This is a genomic window from Stenotrophomonas sp. MH181796, assembly GCF_009659995.1.
GTDB classification, from domain to species: Bacteria; Pseudomonadota; Gammaproteobacteria; order Xanthomonadales; family Xanthomonadaceae; genus Stenotrophomonas; species Stenotrophomonas riyadhensis.
In genome coordinates this window covers 19,441-40,812 of sequence record NZ_RAHU01000012.1, presented here as the reverse complement: position 1 = coordinate 40,812, position 21,372 = coordinate 19,441, and the positions used below count along the sequence as shown (strand labels likewise).

Below are 21,372 nucleotides of genomic sequence, written 5' to 3'. Positions count from 1 at the left end.
GAGCGCACGTTGATGAAATCGCTGGTCCGCCTCGCTACTGCCGTGCTGCTTTCTGCGGCGATGTCCGCCCACGCCGCGCCACTGGATGGCGCGCGCCAGCTGATCGTGGTCACCAGCGAAAGCTGGGACAGCACCGAGGGACAACTGCAGGCCTATGTGCGTGATGGCAAGGGCTGGCATGCACATGGGCAGGCGTTCCCGGTGGCGCTCGGCCGTACCGGCAGCGCCTGGGGGCTGGGCCTGCATCCGGCGCAGACCGACGGTCCGCAGAAACAGGAAGGCGATGGCCGCAGCCCGGCCGGCGTGTTCGCGCTGGGCAGCGCGTTCGGCTATGCCGTTACACGCCCCGGCACCGCCATGCCCTACCAGCCGATGCTGGACAGCAGCTACTGCATGGATGTGCCCGGCTCGCCGTTCTACAACCGCATCGTGGATGAAAAGAAGGTCGGCAGTGCAGCGGTCAAGGGCTCCACCGAGCCGATGCGGCTGGACCTGCACAACAAGGGCGACGTGCGCTATCAACAGGGCTTCGTGATTGCCCACAACCCGGGCAACCAGCCCGGCAAGGGCAGCTGCATCTTCGCCCATCTGTGGCGCCAGCCGGGTGAGGCCACAGCCGGCTGCACCGCCATGCCGCAGGCGCGCATGCAGGCCCTGCTGGACTGGCTGCGGCCGCAGGATGCGCCGCGCTTCGTGCTGCTGCCGCGCACCGAGTACAAGCGCCTGCAGGCCCAGTGGCAGCTGCCCGCACTGCGCGGAGACGCCCGTTGAGCGCGCAGGACGAACCGCAGCTGCAGCGCGCGGTCAGCCGCTGGCAGATCGTCGGCCTGTCGATCAACGATGTGATCGGCAGCGGCATCTACCTGCTGCCGGCCGCCACCGTCGCCCTGCTCGGTCCCTTCAGCCTGTGGGGCGTGGTCGCCGCCGGCATCGTCGTCGCGCTGCTGGTGCTCTGCTACGCGCAGGCCGCCAGTTACTTCGATGAACCCGGAGGCAGCTACCTGTATGCCCGCGAAGCCTTCGGCCGCTTCGCCGGTTTCGAGATCGGCTGGATGATCTGGCTGACCCGCATCAGTTCGGCGGCCGCATTGAGCAACGCGCTGGCCGATGCCGTAGCGCGCTTCTGGCCGTGGGCCGGCGCCGGCATGGGCCGCATCGCGGTGATCGTGGTGTCGCTGGGCTTCCTGACCGGCGTCAACATCATCGGCGTACGCTCGGCCGCGCGTACCGGCGTGGTGCTGGTGATCGGCAAGATGCTGCCGCTGCTGCTGTTCGTGGCCATCGGTGCGTTCTACATCGATCCGCAGCTGGCTTTCTCCGGCCAGCGCCCGGACCCGCATGACCTGCAGCGCATGGGCGAAGCCGCCTTGCTGCTGCTGTACGCCTACGCCGGCTTCGAGAACATCCCGGCCGCCGCGGGCGAGTACCGCAATCCGCGCCGCGATATTCCATTCGCCCTGATCACCATGATCATCACCGTCACCGTCATCTACGGCGCAGTGCAGGTGGTGGCGCAGGGCACGCTGGCCGGCCTGGCCAGCTCGGCCACACCGCTGGCCGATGCCGCCGCCGGCTTCGGTGGCGAGGCACTGGCGCTGATCCTGACCATCGGCGCGACCATCTCCATCCTCGGCACCAACAGCAACACGATGATGATGGGCCCGCGCTTCCTGTTCGCGCTGGCCCGCGATGGCTACGGGCCGAAGATCCTGGCGCAGGTGCATCCGCGCTTCCACACGCCGGCCGCGTCGATCCTGTGTCAGGGCCTGATCGCACTCGGCCTGGCCCTGTCCGGTTCGTTCGTGCAGCTGGCGCTGCTGTCGATGACCACGCGCCTGTTCGCCTACATCGGTACTGCCGCTGCAGTACTGGTGCTGGCCAAGCGCTACGCCGACCGCCCCGGTGCATTGAAGCTGCCCGGTGGCCCGCTGATTCCGGTGCTGGCGCTGCTGCTGTGCGTTGCGCTGTTCGCCAGTGCCAGCTGGCAGAACATCGCCGCGGCGCTGGTGGCGTTCGCCATCGGCGCGGTGATCTACAAGCTGCCGCGCAAGGATGCCGACGCCGGGTGAGCGTAGCGCCGGGCGATGCCCGGCGGATTGATCTGGCGATCACGCTGCCAGACCGGGCGGTTAACCGCCACGCGGGCACGATCAGGCTTCGTCCACAACGGAGCCTTCCATGACCGAGTACCAGATTCCCGGCCGCGTACCGGGCGACAGCACGCCGCGCGATGCGGTCAGCAACTACTGGCGCGAACGCTACACGGCCGAGCCGTACTACGACGACCAGCTGTTCTTCGAGGACTATGAGCCGGCCTACCGCATCGGCCACGCCGCACGTGCGCAGGACATGATCCGCGCCTACGAGGAAGTGGAACGCGAGCTGGAATCACGCTGGGCCAGCGAACGCGGCCGCAGCCGCCTGGACTGGGCGCAGGCACGCAATGCGGCGCGTCGTGGCTGGGAGGAAGCGCAGCGGGCGGATCCGCGTCTAACGCGGTAGCGCAAGCCCCCTGTAGAGCCGAGCCTACGCTCGGCTCTCGCACCTCGTCTGTAGAAGTCGAGCCATGCTCGACTGAGCCGGGCATGGCTCAGCTCTACACCGGATCGATCACTCCTGTTCCGGCAGCGGCGGCACGGTCGCGCTGCGCTTGCTTTCACCGCCGCCGGCGGCGATCAGGTCGCGGGTGTTCTTCTGCACCGCCACCGCACCGAACAGCGACAGCGCGTACGCCATGCCGTAGAAGCCCTTCTCGCTCGACGCCAGGGTGGCATTCCACAGCCCAACCAGCAGCAGCATCAGCGCCGACAGCAGCGCGAACCAGCACAGTGCGTAATACAGCGCGCTCACCGGAATGCCCTCGACGCGGTCACGCACGCTCTTCTGCAGCGACACCGCCGCGAACAGGCCGAACAGCAGCAGGGTCAGGTAGTAGCCCTTCTCGTTGAGCGCCATCGTGGCGGCATTGAACAGGCCGATCAGGTAGGCCGCCGCACCCAGCAGCAGGGCCACCCACGAGGCGGCGATGAAGGCGGTGGACGGCTTGTGGGGCATGGCAGTGTTCATTGCAGGTCCTTGGCAGGCAGGCGGGCACGCTTTGCCCGGGCGTGCCCACCCTAGACGATCCCACGGCCGCCGCACAGGGGGCGCAGGACCTTCGGGCCACGACGGTCACCGCTGCAGTGGTATACAAGGGACAGCCCGGCCATCCGCATCCCCGCACTGGAGATACCCATGACCCGCACGCCCCTGCTGCTCGCCCTCGGCCTGGTGCCGATCCTCGCCACCTCCGCCTGCAATGCTGCCGGTCCGGAGACGACACCGGCCGCCAAGGCCGCTCCGGCCACCGCCGCCGACCAACGTCCGTTCACCGCCACCGAAGTCAGCCGTTTCGACCAACCGTGGGCGATGACCTTCCTGCCCGACGGCAGCCTGCTGGTTACCGAGAAGCGTGGAAAGCTGCAGCATCTGGACCTGGCCACCGGCCAGAAGCACGAAATCACCGGCGTTCCCAAGGTCGCCTATGGCGGCCAGGGCGGCTTCGGTGACGTGATCCTGCATCCGCAGTTCGCCCGCAACCACGTGATCTACCTCAGCTACGCCGAGGAAGGCACGCTGGATACCCGTGGTGCCGCCGTGGCCCGGGCCACGCTGGCGCTGGACGCCAATGGTGCCGGCCAGCTGAAGGACCTGAAGGTGATCTGGCGGCAAAGCCCCAAGGTCAGCGGTGAGGGCCACTACGGCCATCGCCTCGCCTTCGGTCCGGACGGCAAGCTGTGGATCAGCTCCAGCGAGCGCCAGAAATTCGATCCGGCGCAGGACATGGGCAGCAACCTCGGCAAGATCATCCGCCTCAACGACGATGGCAGCCTGCCCGCCGACAACCCGTTCGCCTCGCAGGGCGGGGTTGCCGCGCAGGTGTGGTCGCTGGGTCACCGCAACATCCTCGGCATGGCCTTCGATGCCAACGGCAAGCTGTGGGCGCACGAGATGGGCCCGGCTGGCGGCGACGAACTGAACCTGATCGTGCGCGGCGCCAACTACGGCTACCCGATCGTCTCCAATGGCAACCACTACGACGGCCGCCCGATTCCCGATCACGATACCCGGCCGGAATTCGCCGCCCCGAAGGTGACCTGGACGCCGGTGATTTCGCCGGCCGGCTTCGTGATCTACAGCGGTACCCTGTTCCCGCAGTGGAAGGGCAGCGGCTTCATCGGCGGCCTGTCGTCCACCTCGCTGGTGCGTGTGGCCTTCGATGGTGACAGCGCGCGCGAAGCCGAGCGCTTCAACATGGGCGAGCGCATCCGCGAAGTGGAACAGGGCCCGGATGGCGCGCTGTGGCTGCTGGAAGATGGCAGCAAGGCGCGCCTGCTGAAGCTCACGCCGAAGACCTGATGCCCCGATAGTGCCGGCCGCTGGCCGGCACGTTTGCCCGCAACGGCCCCGCACGCGGGGCCGTCTGCATTCACTGGATGGTGATGACCTTCACCTCGGTCTGCGCACAGGCCTGGTCCAGGCACTGCCCGTTCAACCACACCTGCCCGTCACCGATCATCACGCCCTGCTGGTTGACGAACACCTTGCCGAAGTCCTGCCCGGACACCGCCTTGACCACCGCCGGGGTGATGATCTTCTCGTAGTTGCGCTGGAACTCACCGGGGCCGGTGATCTTCTTTCCGCCGCTGATGTTCAACGGAAAGCGCACTTCCTCCACCACCGCAGCACGATCACCGCCGACCACGGCGGTCTTGAACGCGTTGAACACCTTCTCGTACTGCGCGGCATCACCAAGCAGGGTCTCGATGCGTGCACGCGCGTCTTCCGCGGGCACATCCGCCGGTGCGGCGCCGGCCGGCTCAGCAGCAACCTTCGCCGATTCAGCCGCGGGCGTCGCCGCAGCACTGGCCTCCATCGGCGGCGGTGCATCCACCGCAGGCTCGGCCGGCGGCGCCGGCTGCGAACAGGCCGCCAACAACAGGGCGGGAATCAACACAGCGATCGTGCGCATGCGCGGGCATCCATCGGTTCAAGAACACCGATGGTAGCGCCGTGCCAGTGAGGACAACAAAAAAGGGGACGGAGGGGATTAAGTCGTTTGTGCCACTAACGACTTAATCCCCTCCGTCCCCTTTTTCTCGATCAGGCCTTCAGCAGTTCGAACTGCACGGCTTCACCTGCCGCCGACGAGGCGCAGACCCACAGGTCGAACTGGCCCGGCTCGGCACGCAGCACGCCGTCGCGGCCGGTGAACGCCAGCTGCTCGCGGGTCAGGGTGAACACCACTTCGGCCGACTCGCCCGGCTGCAGTGCCACCTTGCGGAAGTCCTTCAGTTCGCGCACCGGACGCACGCGGCTGGCCACGCGGTCGTGGATGTACAGCTGCACCACTTCTTCACCGGCCACGTCACCGCTGTTGGTCAGCGTGGTGGTGATGGTCAGGCTGTCGTCCCAGCCGAGCTGGCCCGCGCTCAGCTGCGGCACGCCGTAGGCGAAGGTGGTGTAGCCGATGCCATGCCCGAACGGGTACAGCGGCTCGTTCGGAATCTCGCGCCAGCGGGCCTTGAACTCCGACATCGTCGGCAGTTCCGGGCGGCCGGTGCGCGGGTGGTTGTAGAAATACGGCTGCTGGCCGGACACCTGCGGGAAGCTGACCGGCAGCCGCCCGGACGGGCTGTAGTCACCGAACAGCACATCGGCCACCGCGTGGCCGGTCTGCGTGCCCAGGTACCAGGTCACCGCCACCGCCTGTGCATTGCGCACGGCGCCCTGCAGCGCCAGCGCGCGGCCATTGCGCAGCAGCACCACCAGCGGCTTGCCGGTCATCGCCACCGCCTCGGCCAGCGCCTGCTGTGCCGGCGGCAGGGTGATCTCCACGCGCGACTGCGCTTCACCGCTGTAGCGCTGCGGCTCGCCCAGCGCCAGCACCACCACATCGGCGCGCAGCGCGGCGGCCACGGCCGCTTCGGTGCCGCCCGGAATCGCGGTTTCCAGTTCGCAGCCCGGCACGATCTCCAGCAACGCCTCGTCGCCGATGGCGGCACGCACGCCGGTTTCCAGGTCCACGTAGCGCTGCTTGTCGCCGAACAGGGTCCAGCAGCCTTCGATGTTCTCGCGGTCCTGCACGAACGGGCCGATCAGCGCGATCTTCTGCCCGCGCTTCTGCAGCGGCAGCACGTTGTCGCGGTTGTTCAGCAGCACGATCGAACGGCGCGCGGCATCGCGCGACAGTGCGTCATGCGCGGCGAGGTGCGACGTATCGGCTTCGCGCGCCGGGTCCAGCGAACGGTACGGGTCGTCGAACAGGCCGATGGTTTCCTTCAGCCACAGGATGCGGCGCACGCCTTCATCCAGCACCGCCATCGGCACCTCGCCGCTCTCGACCAGGCCCGGCAGGTGCTCGGCGTAGAAACCGCTCTGCATGCTCAGGTCCAGACCGGCGGTGAACGCCTTGGCGGTGGCATCGCGATCATCGGCCGCATAGCCGTGCGCGACCAGTTCCATGTCGGCGGTGTAGTCGGAGATCACCACGCCCGGGAACTTCCACTCACCGCGCAGGATGTCGGTCAGCAGCTCGGCATTGGCGCTGGCCGGCACGCCGTTGATGTCGTTGAACGAGGACATCACGGTGATCGCGCCGGCGTCGAAGGCGGCCTTGAACGGCGGCAGGTGCACGTCGCGCAGGGTCTGCGGCGAGATGTCCACCATGTTGTATTCCATGCCGGCCATCACCGCACCGTAGGCGGCGAAGTGCTTCGGCGTGGCCAGCAACGAATCGTCGGCGCGCAGGTCGCTGCCCTGGAAGCCGCGCACGCGGGCGGCGGCGAACGCACAGCCCAGCACCACGTCCTCACCGGCACCCTCGGCGCCACGGCCCCAGCGCTGGTCGCGGGCGATGTCCACCGCCGGCGCATAGGTCCAGTGCAGGCCGGCAGCGGTGGCTTCAATGGCGGTGGCGCGTGCGGTGCGCTCGGCCAGCTCCGGCTCGAAACTGGCCGCCTCGCCCAGCGGGATCGGGAACACGGTGCGCATGCCGTGGATGACGTCGGCGGCCAGGATCACCGGGATGCCCAGGCGGCTTTCTTCGGTGGCGACCTGCTGGATCCGGCGGCCCAGCTCGGCGCCCACGCCATTGAACAGGGAACCGACCTTGCCCTCGCGTACCTGCTGCAGCACCTGGTCGGCATTGCGCACGTTGGCTTCCGGGTTCACGTCCGGGGCGAACGGGCGGACCATGTCCGCGAAGACACCCAGCTGGCCGACCTTTTCCTCGACGGTCATCTGGGCAATGAGGGATTCGATGCGATCGGAGGCCACCAGCAGTCCTTGATGAAAACGTTTACAAGCCCGGCATTCTAGCGATCCCGAGCCATTTGGCGAGAGGTTTCGTCATTCAGTTTCAGGCTCCAGCCGGATCCGTACGGTCCGGCCGGAGGCATCGCAGCTTACTCCGAGCCGGCCAATTGGCGCTGCCCGGCCATCAACATGGCGTCGCTGGAGGCCTGGAACACCCGCAGGCCGAAGGCCGGCAGGATCGCCAGCAGGTGGTCGAAGATGTCCGACTGCACCGCCTCGTACTCGCCCCAGGCGGTGCTGCGGGTGAAGCAGTACAGCTCCAGCGGCAGGCCCTCGGTGGTCGGCTGCAGCTGTCGCACCAGCAGGGTCATGTCGGTATGGATGCCCGGGTGACTGCGCAGATAGCGCTCCACATACGCACGGAAGGTGCCCAGGTTGGTCACCCGGCGGCTGTTGACCTCGGCCACGCCCTGCTCGCGCAGGCGCCCGTTCCACTGGCCGAGCTCCTGCTCCTTCTCCTGCAGGTAGTCACGCAGCAATGCGAATTCGCCGAGGAAGGCCAGGTCGCCCTTGTCCAGGAATCCCACGCTGTGCTGGTCCAGGTACAGCGCGCGCTTGATGCGGCGGCCACCGGCCTCCTGCATGCCGCGCCAGTTCTTGAACGACTCGGTCACCAGCTTCTTGGTCGGGATGGTGGTGATGGTCTTGTCGAAGTTCTGCACCGTGACGGTATGCAGCGCGATATCGATGACGTCACCGTCGGCATTCTGGCTGGGCATCTCGATCCAGTCGCCGATGCGCACGCGGCCATCGCCACTGATCTGCACACTGGCCACCAGCGACAGGATGGTGTCCTGGAAGATCAGCATCAGCACCGCTGTGGCCGCGCCCAGGCCGGTCACCAGCGGGCCCAGCTTCACCCCCAGCAGGGTGGCGATGATGGACAGGCCGGCGGCCACGAACACCACGATCTTGACCACCTGCAGGTAGCCCTTGATCGGCTTGTTGCGCGCATCGGGCTTGCGTTCGTACAGGCTGTTGGCCGCGTCCAGCGCATGCGAGAACGCCATCGACACCGTCAGTACGGCCCATACGATGCACAGCTTGATGATGACGTTGACCAGGCCTGGCGGCAGATCGGGAATGAGGGTGATGCCCGAGGCGATCACCTGGCTGGGCACCACGTTGGACAGGCGCGAGATCACCCGCATCAGGTGGCTGCCGCGCCCGGACTCGGCGCCGGGCAGGCGCTGCAGCAGGCGCCGCAGGCCGCGCACGAGAATGCGCTTGGTCACCCAGTTGGCCAGGCCCGCGGCGATCAGCAGGGCTGAGATCATCAACGCCAGGTAGGCGCCGGGATAGGGTTCCAGTGTGTTCTGCAGCCGTTCCAGCCACTGTACCGCCACCACCGCGTCCACCATCAGTTGTCTCCTTGCGTTGTCGTTGTTGTTGGGGGTGCCGGCCAGCGGCCGGCACTACCGGATCAGTCCCGCGAGCGCTCGATGATCACGCCCACCGCGCGCGCGCCACGCACCGCGCCGGGCTTGCTCAGTTTCAGGCGCAGCCACTTCACGTCGAATTCGTCCAGCACGATCCGTGCGCAGCGCTCGGCCAGGGTTTCCACCAGGCCGAATTCCGACTCGCGCACGAACTGCTCCAGGCGCTTGCTCACCGCCTTGTAGTTCAGGGTGTGGGCGATGTCGTCGGAGGCCGCGGGACGACGGTTGTCGAAGCCCATTTCCAGGTCGAACACCAGGTCCTGGCGGATCCGTCGTTCCCAATCGTAGATACCGATCAGGGCGTCGATCGTCAGCCCCTCGATGAAAACCTTGTCCATTGCGCTTACCAGCCCGAGTACAGGGGGCCATGGTAACGGCACGGCGGTGAGCCTGCCCGGAACGGGCGATGAGCAGCCGGCAGGGACACGGCTTCAGAAAAGACAAAGGGCCCTGCTAGCGGGGCCCTTTGCTACCTCTCAACGTCCCCAGGGGAAGCTGGAATCCAGCCGCGAGTCCCGGAGCACACGCCGCAAGGTTAGGAGTGCCTCCCAGACCAGTCAATTGGCAAATGCGTCACGGCAGACTACCGGGTGAAAAACCGAGCCGATCCACGAAAAAACACCGACGATCATGATGCCGTTTTCTGATGTTCCTGCCTCGTTCCCAGGGTCAAGGTGAAACCACGTTCCCTGGGAGTGAGTTGATGAAGGAAAGCAGGATCCTGCAGGCAGCGCTATCCCGGCAGAGATGGTCGACCTACGAGCGCATCGCTTCTCGTTGCGCAGCCGATCCAGCCACGCTCTATGCCTGGAACATGCAGATGTGTGCTGCTCTCCTGCCACCGTTGCATATCTGTGAAGTCGTGATCCGCAATGCAGCCGCTACGGCGCTGGTGCATCGCTATGGTCGATGCTGGCCCTGGCATCCAGCGCTGCTGCGCAGCCTTCCTGCCGAAGGCGCCCTTGCCTCGCTATGCGATGTCCGCGGCAGCGCCGGAGCTCCGCGGGATGTACCGGAGGTCATCGCCAAACTGCGATTCGGCTTCTGGCAGCAATTGTTCGCTCGACGGTTCGAGCATTCGATCTGGGCCGGGACCATGGGCCTGGCGCTGCCACACGCACCCTCGGTGCCGCTGTCCGTCCTGCGTCGGTCCATCCATGCCGACCTCGACCGCATCCGCCTCCTGCGCAATCGGATCGCCCACCACGAACCCATCCTGGAACGCGACATCGGTGCCGACCTGGCGGCGATCGGACGGCTGATCCACGCCCGCTGCCCGCATACGCTGGGCTGGCTGCAACGCCATGAGCGGGCGACGAGCGTGTTGGCGGCGTCACCGTTGGGAGTGCGTGCGTAGCGTCGATCACGCGCAGGCGAGCATGGCTCGACGCTACAGGGAGCGGCCGTTGGAACTCAGACCGCCGGCAGGGTCGCCATATCCCAGCGGGGGGTGACGTCCACCTTCGGCGGGCTGTGCTGGCCGGCCTGCAGCCGCAGCGCGCCGGCGAAGGCGATCATCGCGCCGTTGTCGGTGCACAACGCCGGCCGCGGGAAACAGGCCCGTCCGCCGAGGCGCTCGGCCATCTGCTGCAGGCGGGCGCGCAGGCGCTTGTTGGCACCGACACCGCCGGCCACCACGATCACATTGGTCCCGGCCGCTTCCAGCGCGCGCTCGCACTTGATCGACAGGGTCTCGACCACGGCGTCTTCGAAGCCCCGGGCGATGTCGGCGCGGGTCTGCTCGCTCTGGTCGCTGTCGCGCCAGGCCATCAGGACCTGGGTCTTCAGGCCGGAGAAGCTGAAATCCAGCCCCGGGCGGTCGGTCATCGGCCGCGCGAAGCGGTAGACCCCCGGCGTGCCCTGCTCGGCCAGCCTGGCCAGCTGCGGGCCGCCCGGGTACGGCAGGCCCATCAGCTTGGCGGTCTTGTCGAAGGCCTCGCCGGCCGCATCGTCCAGGGTCTCGCCCAGCAGGCGGTACTGGCCGATCGCGTCCACCGCCACCAGCTGGGTATGCCCACCGGACACCAGCAGCGCCACGAACGGCGCTTCCGGCGGGTCGTCTTCCATCAACGGCGCCAGCAGGTGGCCTTCCATATGGTGTACGCCCACTGCCGGCACCTCCAGCGCCCAGGCCAGCGAACGCGCCACGCCCGCGCCGACCAGCAGTGCCCCGACCAGGCCGGGCCCGGCCGTATAGGCCACGCCGTCGATGTCGTCCACGCCAAGGCCGGCTTCGGCCAGGGTCTGTCGCACCAGCGGCAGCAGCTTGCGGACATGGTCGCGGCTGGCCAGTTCGGGCACCACACCACCGTATTCGGCGTGCAGGGCGATCTGGCTGTAGACCGCATGGGCGCGCAGGGCCGCGCTGCCGGCCAGGTCGGTGTCATACACCGCCACGCCGGTCTCATCACAGGAAGATTCGATGCCAAGGACTCGCATGCCTGCTATTATGACGCCCCTGCCGCCCCCTCGGGGGACGTGCAGATCTCACTGCTTTCGAACCCCCGGCCCGTATTCAGGGTTGGCCGCTTGCAGTTTGTTGATTCGCCGCTATAATGTGCGGCTCGCCGGGCGTGACCCGGTTCTACTGTGTCCCGGAGATTCCATGCCCAGCGTCAAAGTCCGCGAGAACGAGCCCTTCGAGTTTGCTCTTCGCCGCTTCAAGCGCACTTGCGAAAAGGCCGGTGTGCTGGCCGAAACCCGCAAGCGCGAGTTCTACGAAAAGCCGACCCAGGAGCGCAAGCGCAAGGCCGCCGCTGCTGTGAAGCGTCAGCTGCGCCGCTCGTCGCGCGACGTCACCAAGCGTCAGCGCCTGTACTGATCGGACGCATCTTCATTGCGGCGGGCCTTCCCGTCGCGATGGAGCCGAAGCCGGCACGCGCGAGCGTCGCCGGCTTTTTGCGTTTCCGGGTTCGGGCATCCGCCCCGCCCCACCTACCACCACGAGGTTCCTCATGAGCATGAAGCAGCAGCTCACCGAAGACATGAAGGCCGCCATGAAGGCGGGCGAGAAGCACAAGCTGGGCGTGATCCGCCTGATCAACGCCGCCATCAAGCAGCGCGAAGTGGACGAGCGCATCGAGCTGGATGACACCGCCGTGATCGCCGTGCTCGACAAGATGGTCAAGCAGCGCAAGGACTCGGTCAGCCAGTTCGAAGCCGCCAACCGCGAAGACCTGGCCGGGATCGAGCGCGCCGAGATCGTGGTCATCGAAGCCTACCTGCCGGCCAAGATGGGCGAAGCCGAGATCGTCGCCGCCATCCAGGCCGCCATCGCCGAGACCGGCGCCTCCGGCCCGGCCGATATGGGCAAGCTGATGGGCGCCCTGAAGCCCAAGCTGGCCGGCCAGGCCGACATGGGCCTGGTGTCCAAGCTGGTCAAGCAGCAGCTGGCCGGCTGAACCTCGCCGCACCTGCCGGATACGACAAGGCCCGCAAATGCGGGCCTTGTCATGACGGCACGTGGTGGCGCTGCCGCTTACACCTGGCGGCAGTTGCGCAGGGTCATCGAGCTGCCCTCGAGCGAGCTCACCTCGCCTTCCAGCTTTGCCCAGTCACGCTCGCGCAGCATGCTGAAGTTGGCAGCCTGGTCCGGCGCGAACTCGCAGCGGATGGTGTAGTTGTTGTTGTTGAACGAGTCGTTCTGGCGGATCCGCAGCAGGCCGCGTTCCGGCGTCACCAGGTAGTTGATCGACCCCACTTCACCCGGGCGGGTGGAGTAGCTGTTCCGATTGACCGTATATACCTGCCCGTCGATGCGGTATCGGCGGCCGATGTACTTCGCGTACAGCGGCAGGAAGGTGGCCGAACGATCGCCCAGGTCTTCCTTGTTGGTGGTGGTTCCCAGCATCAGGTCCTTGAAGCTGCCGGCGGCATTGTAGGCCGCCATCGTGCTGCGCACTTCCTTGCCCATCTTCTTGGACAGGTCCGGCGCGGCCACCTCTTCCGGCGCAGGCATGGGCTGCTTCGAGCGCGCCGCCGCGGCAAGCGCTTCGCCCTGGCTGCCCCCCTTCAGCTTGTCCAGCATGGCGCACATCGACTGCCGCGCCTCTTCCTGGCCGATCGTCTGGCCACGCGCCAGCTTCGTCGCAAGGGTGACCCGGCCGGTGTGGTCGGCGGTGCCGATCAGCACCAGCGGCGTACGCAGCCCCTTGGTCTGGATCAGGTACTGGTTGCCGGTATTGCCTTCCACCAGCTGCCCGCCCACTTCGAATTCATCCTCCGCACCGATCTGCCGCAGCTGGTCCAGCGCGCTCTGCACCTTCAGCCCCGGCACGGTGATGTCGGCCATGTACATCGCGCCGTTGCGCGGATCCCCTACCGTCTTGAATGCCTTCTCACAGGCGGCCGATGCTGCGGCAGCCGAGCCGCTCACGGTCGCCAGCAACACCATCGTGGTGTAGACCATCCCTTTCATAACGCGTCCTTCTGTAGAGAAATTGGAATGTCGTGGCCCTGCGCTGCGGCAGCCGGCCCCGGATACCGCGACGGCAACCCCCTTGCGCGCCTTCGGTCCAGCAAAAGGATAGCGCGGACGCTCACGGAACGAGGTGCTGAATAGGCGCTTCACCCCGCATGACGTCGTGATTTGCTAGAAAAACACTCTCCCGTCCCTCACCGTTGTCCGCTGATGCCCCATCCCCGCGCCTTCCTGCCTGCCGTCCGATCCCGCCTGGGAAAGCTGCAGGACAGCTTCCCGATGGCGGTGGCCAAGCGCTTCGTCGAAATCGACGTGCTGACCCAGGCCGCCTCGGTTTCCTTCTACGCCCTGCTGTCGATGGCACCGCTGCTGGTGCTGCTGCTGTGGCTGACCGCCTCGCTGTACCCACCGGCGCAGCAGACGCTGATCAGCCAGATCGGTTCGGTCGCTGGCAGCAGCGTGGCCAGCGTCGCCGACACCGTGCTGCACAACGCCAACAGCCAGCCCAGCGTCGGTTCACTGGCCGGCCTGTGGAGCACGCTGCTGCTGTTCGTGGGCGCCACGGCGGTGTTCGCCCAGCTGCAGAACGCGCTGAACCGGATCTTCCACACCAGCGGCCAACGCCTGGAAGGCGTCAAGGCCTGGTTGCGCAAGCGCGTGTTCTCGTTCGGCGTGGTGCTGGCGCTGGGCTTCCTGCTGATCCTGTCGATGACCGCCACTACCGCCTTGCAGGTGGTGTTCGCGCAGCTGCCCTCGGTACTGCCGGCGATCGGGTACCTGACCTCGCTGCTGCTGTACACGCTGGCCTTCGCCTTCCTCTACCACTACCTGCCCGACCGCCGCGTGGCCTGGCGCCAGGCCTTCATCGGCGGTGCCATCACCTCGATCCTGTTCACCCTCGGCCGCTACGGGATTGGCGTCTACATCGCCACCGTGGCTCCGGGCAGCGCCTACGGTTCAATGGGCGCACTGGTGATCTCGCTGGTCTGGATCTACTACGCCACCGCCGTCTTCTTCGTCGGCGCGCTGATGACCGCAGTGATCGACGAGCGTCAGCATGCACGGGCGCAGCTGGCCAAGGCCGGGGTCGAAGCCGAACAGGCCGGTCCCGGCGGCGCCAGCGGGTAAACTAGGGGAATCCGCCGCCCCCCGCTGCGCGCCCTGGCGGCCGCGCCCTGCCCTGTTGCCCATGGCCCGTATCCCCGACGCTTTCATCGACGACCTGCTGGCCCGCTCCGACATCGTCGAGGTGGTGGGCAGCCGCGTGCCGTTGAAGCGCCAGGGCAAGGAATACGCGGCGCGCTGTCCGTTCCATGACGAGCGATCGGCGTCGTTCACGGTCTCCCCCACCAAGCAGTTCTATCACTGCTTCGGCTGTGGTGCGCACGGTACCGCGATCAGCTTCCTGATGAACTACGACCGCCTCGAGTTCCTCGATGCGGTGGATGAGCTGGCCAAGCGCGCGGGCATGGAAGTGCCGCGCAGCGAGAACCCGCGCAGCCCGCAGCAGCAGGACGACAGCCGCGAGCTGTACTCGGCGCTGGATGCCGCGACCAAGTTCTTCCAGAACAACCTGCAAGGCAGCGACAAGGCCCGCAGCTACCTGGATGGCCGTGGCGTGGACGAAGAGAACCGCGCGCGCTTCCTGATCGGCTACGCACCGGATGGCTACAGCGGCCTGCGCGATGCGCTGGGCAAGGACGAGCGGCGCATGAAGCTGCTCGACCGCGCCGGCCTGTTCTCCAAGAACGATCGCGGCCACGTCTACGACAAGTTCCGCGACCGGGTGATGTTCCCGATCTTCGACCGCCGTGGCCGGGTGATCGCGTTCGGTGGCCGCGTGTTCGAGAAGGACGACGGCCCCAAGTACCTCAACTCGCCCGAGACCGCGCTGTTCCACAAGGGCCGCGAGCTGTACGGCCTGTGGCAGGTGCGCCAGGCCAACCAGAAGATCGAGCGGCTGATCGTGGTCGAGGGCTACATGGACGTGGTCTCGCTGTTCCAGTTCGGCGTCACCCAGGCGGTGGCAACACTGGGTACCGCGACCACGCCGGACCATGCCGAGCTGCTGTTCCGCAACGCACCGGATGTGTTCTTCTGCTTCGACGGCGACGCCGCCGGCCGCCGCGCCGGCTGGAAGGCGCTGGAGTCGGTGTTGCCGCGCATGAAGGATGGCCGCCAGGCCTTCTTCCTGTTCCTGCCCGATGGCGAGGACCCGGACACCATCGTGCGCAAGGAAGGCGCCGAGGCCTTCAACGAACGCCTGAAGCAGGCCACCCCGCTGTCGCAGTTCTTCTTCGATGAACTGACCCGCGAGATCAACCTGGGCACGCTCGATGGCAAGGCACGCCTGGCCGAGCGGGCCAAGCCGATGCTGGCGCAGATTCCCGACGGCGCCTTCGGCGATCTGATGAAGCAGCAGCTGGCGCAGCTGACCGGCCTTGGCGGCAACGCCCAGGCCGCACGCGCGCCGATGCCGCAGCGCCAGCCCTCGCGAACGATCCAGCCCGTGGCCAAGCGCAGCCTGGTACGCGGCGCGATCGCCGTACTGCTGCAGCAGCCGTCGCTGGCACTGACGCTGGGCGGCAAGCACCACTTCCAGGGCCTGCGCCTGCCCGGCGTGGAGCTGCTGCTGGAGCTGCTGGGCCTGGTCGAACAGCGCCCGGACATCAGCACCGGCGCCCTGCTGGAGCACTTCGACGGGCGTGAGGAGCAAGCGTCGCTGCATACCCTGGCCGCGCAGACAATGCCGGGCGACGATGCGAGCTGGACCCAGGAACTGCACGATGCCGTCGCCCAGCTGGAGAAACAGCTGCTGGTGCAACGTCTGGAAGAGCTGTTGGCAAAGCAGCGGCAGCAGGGTCTGGACGATACTGACAAGTACGAACTGCGCGAGCTGCTGAAGGCCCGCGCCGGACTGCGCCTGTAGCGGCAGAACGTTTTCCCGGAGAGGACCATGCTGCTGCGCCTGACCTGCCTGCTGTTGTTGTCGCTCTGCCTGCCGCTGACGGCCCTGGCCGAAGACGCGCCCCTCAACGAAGTCCGCCCCGGCCTGTATGCCGGTGGCCAGCCCAGCGCTGTACAGCTGCAGGCCCTGGCCGCACAGGGCGTGCGCACCGTGATCGACCTGCGCCAGCCCGGCGAGGACCGGGGTTTCGATGAAACCCGCGTCGCCGAATCACTGGGCCTGCGCTACGTGCGCATTCCCGTGGCCGGCGCCGAGGGGCTCGATGCCGCCAACGTACGCGCGGTGCACCAGGTCCTGCAGCAGAGCCAGGGGCCGGTGCTGCTGCACTGCGCCTCCGGCAACCGCGCCGGTGCCGTGCTCGGCCTGGTCAATGCACGCTACGAACACGCCAGCCCGGAACAGGCCCTGCAGCTCGGCCAGCGTGCCGGCCTGAAGTCGCTGGAAGCCGCCACCCGCCAGCGCCTGGCCACACCGGTCACCTCGCCCTGAACCCTCCGCACCAAGGACTCTGCCCACCATGACCCGCTGGTGGTCGCGCCTGCGACCGGACAATTTCACCCTCGCCCTGCTGTGCACCGTCGGCCTGGCCTCGCTGCTACCGATGAAGGGCGCCGCCGCCATCGTCCTCGACGATGTCACCACCGTCGCCATTGCCGCGCTGTTCTTCCTGCATGGCGCACGCCTGCCGCGCGAATCGATCATCGGCGGCATGCTGCACTGGCGGCTGCACCTGACCATCCTGGCCTGCACCTTCATCCTGTTCCCGCTGCTGGGGCTGATGTTCAAGCCACTGTCGGGCTGGCTGCTGACCCCGGAGCTGTACCTGGGTGTGCTGTTCCTGTGCACCCTGCCCTCCACCGTGCAGTCGTCCATCGCGTTCACCTCGATGGCCCGCGGCAACGTGCCTGCAGCGGTATGCAGCGCGTCGTTGTCGAGCATCCTCGGCGTGTTCCTGACGCCGCTGCTGCTGACCGCGCTGGCCGGTACCTCCGGCGGCGTGCATGACCCGCTGCACGCGATCGGCGGCATCATGCTGCAGCTGCTGGTGCCGTTCGTGGCCGGCCATCTGCTGCGGCCGTGGATTGCCGGCTGGGTAGAGAGGCAGCGCGCGCTGCTGCGCTATACCGACCAGGCCACCATCCTGCTGGTGGTGTACTCCGCGTTCGGCGAAGCCGTCACCGAGGGCCTGTGGAGCAAGACACCGCTGCTGTCGCTGCTGGCCGTGGCGGTCGTGGCCGCCGTGCTGCTGGGCATCGCGATGCCGCTGATCACCTTCATCGCGCGTCGCCTGCGCTTCAACCGTGAGGACGAGATCGCCATCGTCTTCTGCGGCTCGAAGAAGAGCCTGGCCACCGGCGTGCCGATCGCCAAGGTGCTGTTCGCCGGTGGCAGTCTCGGTGCGATCGTGCTGCCGGTGATGATCTACCACCAGATCCAGCTGATCGTCTGCGGTGTGATCGCGCAGCGGTATGCCAGGCGCAAGCCCTGACCCGACCGGGAAATCATCCACGCATGGCGTGGATCTACCGTAGAGCCGAGCCCAAGCTCGGCTGATGGTTGGCCACGCGTGGATTCACGGTTCTGCCAGCGTGCCGACGCTCAGCTGCGGCATCCACACCCACAGGTCGTATTGCCGGCCCGCATGAGTATCCACCCGCGGCCCTCGCGCCGCCTGTTCCGGCAATGGCCTGGCCGAGCATCGGTCAAGGCACGCCCAAGTCTCACCACGCTGTGCTCCCAGCCGCACACTGTAGATGTCCAGATCACGCAACGCCGATGCCATCGGCCGGGTCTGCATTTCCGGCGGCGCACCGCCCGGCCGCTGCAGCAGGGCGTGCACGTTACCGGTCAGCACGACCATGCGTGCGCCATCGGGCAGGCGCCGGTACAGGCGCCGTAGTTCGGCGGCCATGTGGTCATCGCGGGCCTGGTTGCCGCCCTTGCTGGCATTGACGTCATAGCCAACGACTTCGATCACACGCCCCTGCGACTTCAGCACGCGCAGGCTTTCGATCATCGCCAGCATGTCGCGGCTGCGACGGCCATCGTGCTGGTCGTCGCGCACGCTCCAGAAGGCACGCCCGCGCAGCTGCTGGCGTGCCTTCTCGCCGCAGTCGGAAGCCAGGTAATCGTGTAGCGTGGGGGTTTCGCCGCGTGGCAGTTCCAGCGCCAGCACGACCGGGCCGGTGCGGCTGTAGTCGTCCACCAGCTGGCGCACCAGCAGCGGGGTCTCGCGGGTGCCGTGGAATTCGCCCAGTACCAGCAGGCGATGGTCACCGGCATGCTGGCGGATCTGCGCGGCGGTGTCATCGGCATGCGCACCAAGGGCCATGCCCAGCGTCAGCAGCAGCGCCGCGGTCCAGCGGAAGATCGAATGCATCCCTGCGCCGTCCTTTCCTTGGGGTCAGGAACAGCAATGGCGACGCAGCTGGCGCAGATCAAGTGTAGAGCCGAGCCCGTGCTCGGCTGCTTCTCCGATCAACCCTCAGCCGAGCATGGGCTCGGCTCTACAGGAGATCCACGCCATGCGTGGATGCACCCGCCCGTCACAACCAGGGCAGGATCCAGTGGTCCACCAGCAGGAAGGCGAACAGCGCCATCAGGTAGACGATGGAGTAATAGAACATCTTCATCGAGAACAGCTCGTCCGGCGGGTCCAGCATGCGCCAGGCGTACCAGAGGAACACGGCGTTGAGCACGATCGCGCCGCCCAGGTAGAACGCACCGCTCATGCCCACCAGGTACGGCAGCAGGCAGACCAGCGCCAGCACCACCGAATACACCATGATCTGCTTGCGGGTGTGCACCACGCCGTGGGTCACGGGCAGCATCGGGATCTCCGCCTTGGCGTAGTCCTCGCGGCGGAAGATTGCCAGCGCCCAGAAGTGCGGCGGGGTCCAGATGAAGATGATCAGCACCAGCAGCGACGAGTACGCCCAGTCCGACGAGCCCTGCATGCCGGTCACCGCGGCCCAGCCCAGCATCGGCGGCATCGCGCCGGCCAGGCCACCGATGACGATGTTCTGCGAGGTCGCACGCTTGAGGTACACGGTGTAGATCACCGCGTAGCCGATCAACGAGGCGAAGGTCAGCACCGCGGTGATCAGGTTCACCCACAGCACCAGGATGGTCATCGACAGCACGATCAGCACGCCGGCGAACACCAGCACCTGCCACGGCTTGACCTTGCCCACCACCAGCGGACGCCACGAGGTGCGGGCCATCTGCGCATCGATGTGCGCATCCAGCAGCTGGTTGATCGCGGCGGCGGCCGAGGCCGCCAGCCAGATACCGAGGAAGCCGAGCACGCCGGCGCGCACCTGCTCCCAGCTGGGCACGCCGGGGATGGCCAGGACCATGCCGACCAGGGCGGTGAAGACAATGAGGGCGACGACCTTGGGCTTGGTCAGGTCCCAGTACTGGCGGTAATTGGAAAACATGGAATCAGTCCGGGGCACGCAGGCGGGCCAGCAGGCTGACCAGCACGAACAACAGGGCAACGGCCACGCCGTTGTGGGCCACCGCCACTTCCAGCGGCAGCGCCAGCTTCACATTGAGGATGCCGAGGGTGACCTGCAGCACCAGCAGCGCGATCAGCGCGCTGGCCCAGCCACGCATGCTCGGCAACCGGAACAGGCGCACGCCCAGCCACAGCAGGTAGACGGCCACCACCACCGCGAACAGGCGGTGTGCCATCTGGATGGCGATGCGCGAGGCGCCATCCAGCACGCCCCCTTCGTAGTCCACGCCGATGCCACGCCACAGAGTGAAGCCTTCGACGAAGTTGTGCTGCGGCCACCACTGGTTGGCGCAGCGCGGGAAGTTGTCCAGCGAGGCGCTGCCACCGCCGCAGGCCAGCGCCGCGTAATTGGCGCTGACCCAGCCACCCAGTGCGATCTGGGTGACCAGCACCGCTACGCCGATGCGCAGCAGCCACTTCAGCTTCGGCGCTTCGGCCAGGGTGATCGGCATGTGCGTCGCGCGCCACGCCATCCACACCAGCAGGCCGAACATCAGCATGCCGCCGAGCAGGTGGCCCATCACCACGATGGGCTTGAGCAGCAGGGTTACCGTCCACATGCCCAGCAGGGCCTGGAAGATCACCACGGCCAGGGTCAGCAGGGCCGCACGCGCCAGGTCGATGTTGCTCCAGCGCAGCGCGGCGATCAGCAGGATCGCCTCACCGATCAACGCCAGCACGCTGGCTGTGCCATGCCAGCCCATCATGTACAGCGGTATGCCGGCGGCCACCAGCACGCAGGCGGTCACCACCGCCGTGCTTCCGAATCGCCGCTTGCGCGTGGCCAGCAGTGCCAGAGTCAGGATCTCGATGCCCAGCGCGCCGGCCAGGAAGCGGTGCACCTGCTCACGCCAGGCCTTGTGGGTCTCCAGCGGGCGGATCTCCGCCGCCGGGTGGCCGATGGTCTCTTCCACGTGCTGCGGCCAGGTGGCCTGGCCATAGCAGGTCGGCCAGTCCGGGCAGCTCAGGCCGGCATCGGACAGGCGCACGAACGCGCCGAACATGATCGTGCTCGCGGTCATGATCATGGCGAACCACGCCAGGCGGTGGAAATTGCGGTGCAGCGCCGGACGCGCGGAAAGGCTCATCAAACGGGACTCACTTCAGTTTCAGCAACGTGGCCATGTCCTTGCGCAGGCCACCGAGGTCGGAGCCCGGGGCATGGCGCATGATCACGAAGCCGTTCGGATCGATCACGTAGACCGGCAGTCCCGCCGGATCATCGACGCCCGGCAACGCCGCGCGCAGGGCTGGCGACGGAGCCAGCGGCCGCAGCGCGGGCAGCGAGGCGATCGACGCCGGTGGCGTACCCAGCCACAGGATTTCGACATTATCGGCGTTATGGCCGAACAGCTGCCACACCTTGCCCAGCCCCTGCGACAAAGTGACGCACTGCGCGTCGCAGGCGCCGGATGGGGCCACCAGCAGGCGCCAGGTGCGGGCCTCGGGATTCCAGGCATAGGGCTGGCCACTGGCCAGGGTCGGCGCCTGCTGGCGCAGGTCCACCGGCGGCTTCAGCAGCTGGCCGGCGTTGCGGTGCCCGGTCGGCTGCCAGCCGGAGAAGCGCAGTACCGCGGCCAGCGCCACCGCCCCGAAGAACACGGCAAACAGCAGCACCAGGGTCCGGCGGCCGGAGCCGCGCGCCTGCGGGGACGTAGCAGTGTTCATG

Annotated in this window: 22 protein-coding genes; 11 read left to right on the top strand and 11 right to left on the bottom strand. The window is 67.3% G+C overall.

Going from position 1 to position 21,372, the window contains the following annotated elements:
* The first annotated feature begins 12 nt into the window (after nt 1–12).
* The 3 genes from D5301_RS23115 to D5301_RS23105 all read left to right on the top strand — a co-directional run bounded on the left by D5301_RS23115 (nt 13) and on the right by D5301_RS23105 (nt 2,502).
* Nucleotides 13–771, top strand: coding sequence for a L,D-transpeptidase family protein (locus tag D5301_RS23115; protein ID WP_153857010.1), 759 nt, complete (start codon nt 13–15; stop codon nt 769–771).
* On the top strand, nt 768–2,069 hold the full coding sequence (locus tag D5301_RS23110) for an amino acid permease (protein WP_121504728.1): 1,302 nt from the start codon (nt 768–770) through the stop codon (nt 2,067–2,069). The genes D5301_RS23115 and D5301_RS23110 overlap by 4 nt, the downstream gene beginning before the upstream one ends.
* A gap of 109 nt (nt 2,070–2,178) precedes the next feature.
* The gene (locus tag D5301_RS23105; protein ID WP_153857009.1) at nt 2,179–2,502 is read left to right on the top strand and encodes a hypothetical protein; all 324 of its coding nucleotides are present in this window, start codon (nt 2,179–2,181) and stop codon (nt 2,500–2,502) included.
* 108 nt (nt 2,503–2,610) lie between these two features.
* Here D5301_RS23105 and yiaA read toward each other — a convergent pair whose 3' ends face one another.
* Complete coding sequence (yiaA, locus tag D5301_RS23100) at nt 2,611–3,066, bottom strand: inner membrane protein YiaA (RefSeq protein WP_110710841.1); 456 nt, start codon at nt 3,064–3,066, stop codon at nt 2,611–2,613.
* 168 nt (nt 3,067–3,234) lie between these two features.
* Between yiaA and D5301_RS23095 the strand changes: the two genes are divergently transcribed.
* A complete protein-coding gene (locus D5301_RS23095) occupies nt 3,235–4,398 on the top strand; it encodes a PQQ-dependent sugar dehydrogenase (RefSeq protein ID WP_153857008.1) in 1,164 nt (387 codons plus the stop codon).
* 70 nt (nt 4,399–4,468) lie between these two features.
* Here the strand turns inward: D5301_RS23095 and D5301_RS23090 are convergent, their stop codons facing one another.
* The 4 genes from D5301_RS23090 to folB form a co-directional block, all read right to left on the bottom strand.
* A complete protein-coding gene (locus D5301_RS23090) occupies nt 4,469–5,011 on the bottom strand; it encodes a hypothetical protein (protein ID WP_153857007.1) in 543 nt (180 codons plus the stop codon).
* A 131-nt stretch (nt 5,012–5,142) separates the two neighbouring features.
* Nucleotides 5,143–7,317: a glycoside hydrolase family 3 N-terminal domain-containing protein gene (locus D5301_RS23085; protein WP_197612561.1), complete on the bottom strand. Its 2,175-nt coding sequence runs from the start codon at nt 7,315–7,317 to the stop codon at nt 5,143–5,145.
* A 128-nt stretch (nt 7,318–7,445) separates the two neighbouring features.
* Entirely contained in the window at nt 7,446–8,717 is a 1,272-nt protein-coding gene (locus D5301_RS23080) for a mechanosensitive ion channel domain-containing protein (RefSeq protein WP_110710837.1), read from the bottom strand.
* A 62-nt stretch (nt 8,718–8,779) separates the two neighbouring features.
* Nucleotides 8,780–9,133: a dihydroneopterin aldolase gene (folB, locus tag D5301_RS23075; protein ID WP_110710836.1), complete on the bottom strand. Its 354-nt coding sequence runs from the start codon at nt 9,131–9,133 to the stop codon at nt 8,780–8,782.
* A gap of 308 nt (nt 9,134–9,441) precedes the next feature.
* On the opposite strand from folB, the gene D5301_RS23070 reads away from it, so the two are divergent.
* Nucleotides 9,442–10,152, top strand: coding sequence for a hypothetical protein (locus D5301_RS23070; RefSeq protein ID WP_324187383.1), 711 nt, complete (start codon nt 9,442–9,444; stop codon nt 10,150–10,152).
* Nucleotides 10,153–10,208: 56 nt separating this feature from the next.
* Here the strand turns inward: D5301_RS23070 and tsaD are convergent, their stop codons facing one another.
* Nucleotides 10,209–11,234: a tRNA (adenosine(37)-N6)-threonylcarbamoyltransferase complex transferase subunit TsaD gene (gene tsaD / locus D5301_RS23065; protein WP_153857006.1), complete on the bottom strand. Its 1,026-nt coding sequence runs from the start codon at nt 11,232–11,234 to the stop codon at nt 10,209–10,211.
* Between the two features lie 166 nt (nt 11,235–11,400).
* Here tsaD and rpsU point away from each other — a divergent pair, with 166 nt between their 5' ends.
* Nucleotides 11,401–11,616, top strand: coding sequence for a 30S ribosomal protein S21 (gene rpsU, locus D5301_RS23060; RefSeq protein WP_002808376.1), 216 nt, complete (start codon nt 11,401–11,403; stop codon nt 11,614–11,616).
* 133 nt (nt 11,617–11,749) lie between these two features.
* Nucleotides 11,750–12,196 carry a GatB/YqeY domain-containing protein gene (locus tag D5301_RS23055; protein ID WP_110710833.1) on the top strand — a complete coding sequence of 149 codons (447 nt, stop codon included), beginning with the start codon at nt 11,750–11,752 and terminating at the stop codon, nt 12,194–12,196.
* Between the two features lie 77 nt (nt 12,197–12,273).
* Here the strand turns inward: D5301_RS23055 and D5301_RS23050 are convergent, their stop codons facing one another.
* Complete coding sequence (locus D5301_RS23050; RefSeq protein WP_228756498.1) at nt 12,274–13,212, bottom strand: hypothetical protein; 939 nt, start codon at nt 13,210–13,212, stop codon at nt 12,274–12,276.
* Between the two features lie 213 nt (nt 13,213–13,425).
* Between D5301_RS23050 and D5301_RS23045 the strand changes: the two genes are divergently transcribed.
* From D5301_RS23045 to D5301_RS23030, 4 genes are all read left to right on the top strand, one after another.
* Nucleotides 13,426–14,343, top strand: coding sequence for a YihY/virulence factor BrkB family protein (locus D5301_RS23045; protein ID WP_153857005.1), 918 nt, complete (start codon nt 13,426–13,428; stop codon nt 14,341–14,343).
* Between the two features lie 61 nt (nt 14,344–14,404).
* Nucleotides 14,405–16,144: a DNA primase gene (gene dnaG, locus D5301_RS23040; protein ID WP_153857004.1), complete on the top strand. Its 1,740-nt coding sequence runs from the start codon at nt 14,405–14,407 to the stop codon at nt 16,142–16,144.
* A 27-nt stretch (nt 16,145–16,171) separates the two neighbouring features.
* Nucleotides 16,172–16,672, top strand: coding sequence for a protein tyrosine phosphatase family protein (locus D5301_RS23035; RefSeq protein WP_153857003.1), 501 nt, complete (start codon nt 16,172–16,174; stop codon nt 16,670–16,672).
* A 28-nt stretch (nt 16,673–16,700) separates the two neighbouring features.
* Nucleotides 16,701–17,672: a bile acid:sodium symporter family protein gene (locus tag D5301_RS23030; protein ID WP_100439850.1), complete on the top strand. Its 972-nt coding sequence runs from the start codon at nt 16,701–16,703 to the stop codon at nt 17,670–17,672.
* A gap of 84 nt (nt 17,673–17,756) precedes the next feature.
* Here the strand turns inward: D5301_RS23030 and D5301_RS23025 are convergent, their stop codons facing one another.
* From D5301_RS23025 to D5301_RS23010, 4 genes are all read right to left on the bottom strand, one after another.
* Nucleotides 17,757–18,563, bottom strand: coding sequence for a calcium-binding protein (locus D5301_RS23025; protein WP_153857002.1), 807 nt, complete (start codon nt 18,561–18,563; stop codon nt 17,757–17,759).
* Between the two features lie 166 nt (nt 18,564–18,729).
* On the bottom strand, nt 18,730–19,623 hold the full coding sequence (gene cyoE, locus D5301_RS23020; protein ID WP_014035731.1) for a heme o synthase: 894 nt from the start codon (nt 19,621–19,623) through the stop codon (nt 18,730–18,732).
* Between the two features lie 4 nt (nt 19,624–19,627).
* On the bottom strand, nt 19,628–20,791 hold the full coding sequence (locus tag D5301_RS23015; protein WP_032129725.1) for a COX15/CtaA family protein: 1,164 nt from the start codon (nt 20,789–20,791) through the stop codon (nt 19,628–19,630).
* A 10-nt stretch (nt 20,792–20,801) separates the two neighbouring features.
* Entirely contained in the window at nt 20,802–21,371 is a 570-nt protein-coding gene (locus tag D5301_RS23010) for a hypothetical protein (RefSeq protein ID WP_110710826.1), read from the bottom strand.
* Nucleotide 21,372: the final 1 nt, after the last annotated feature.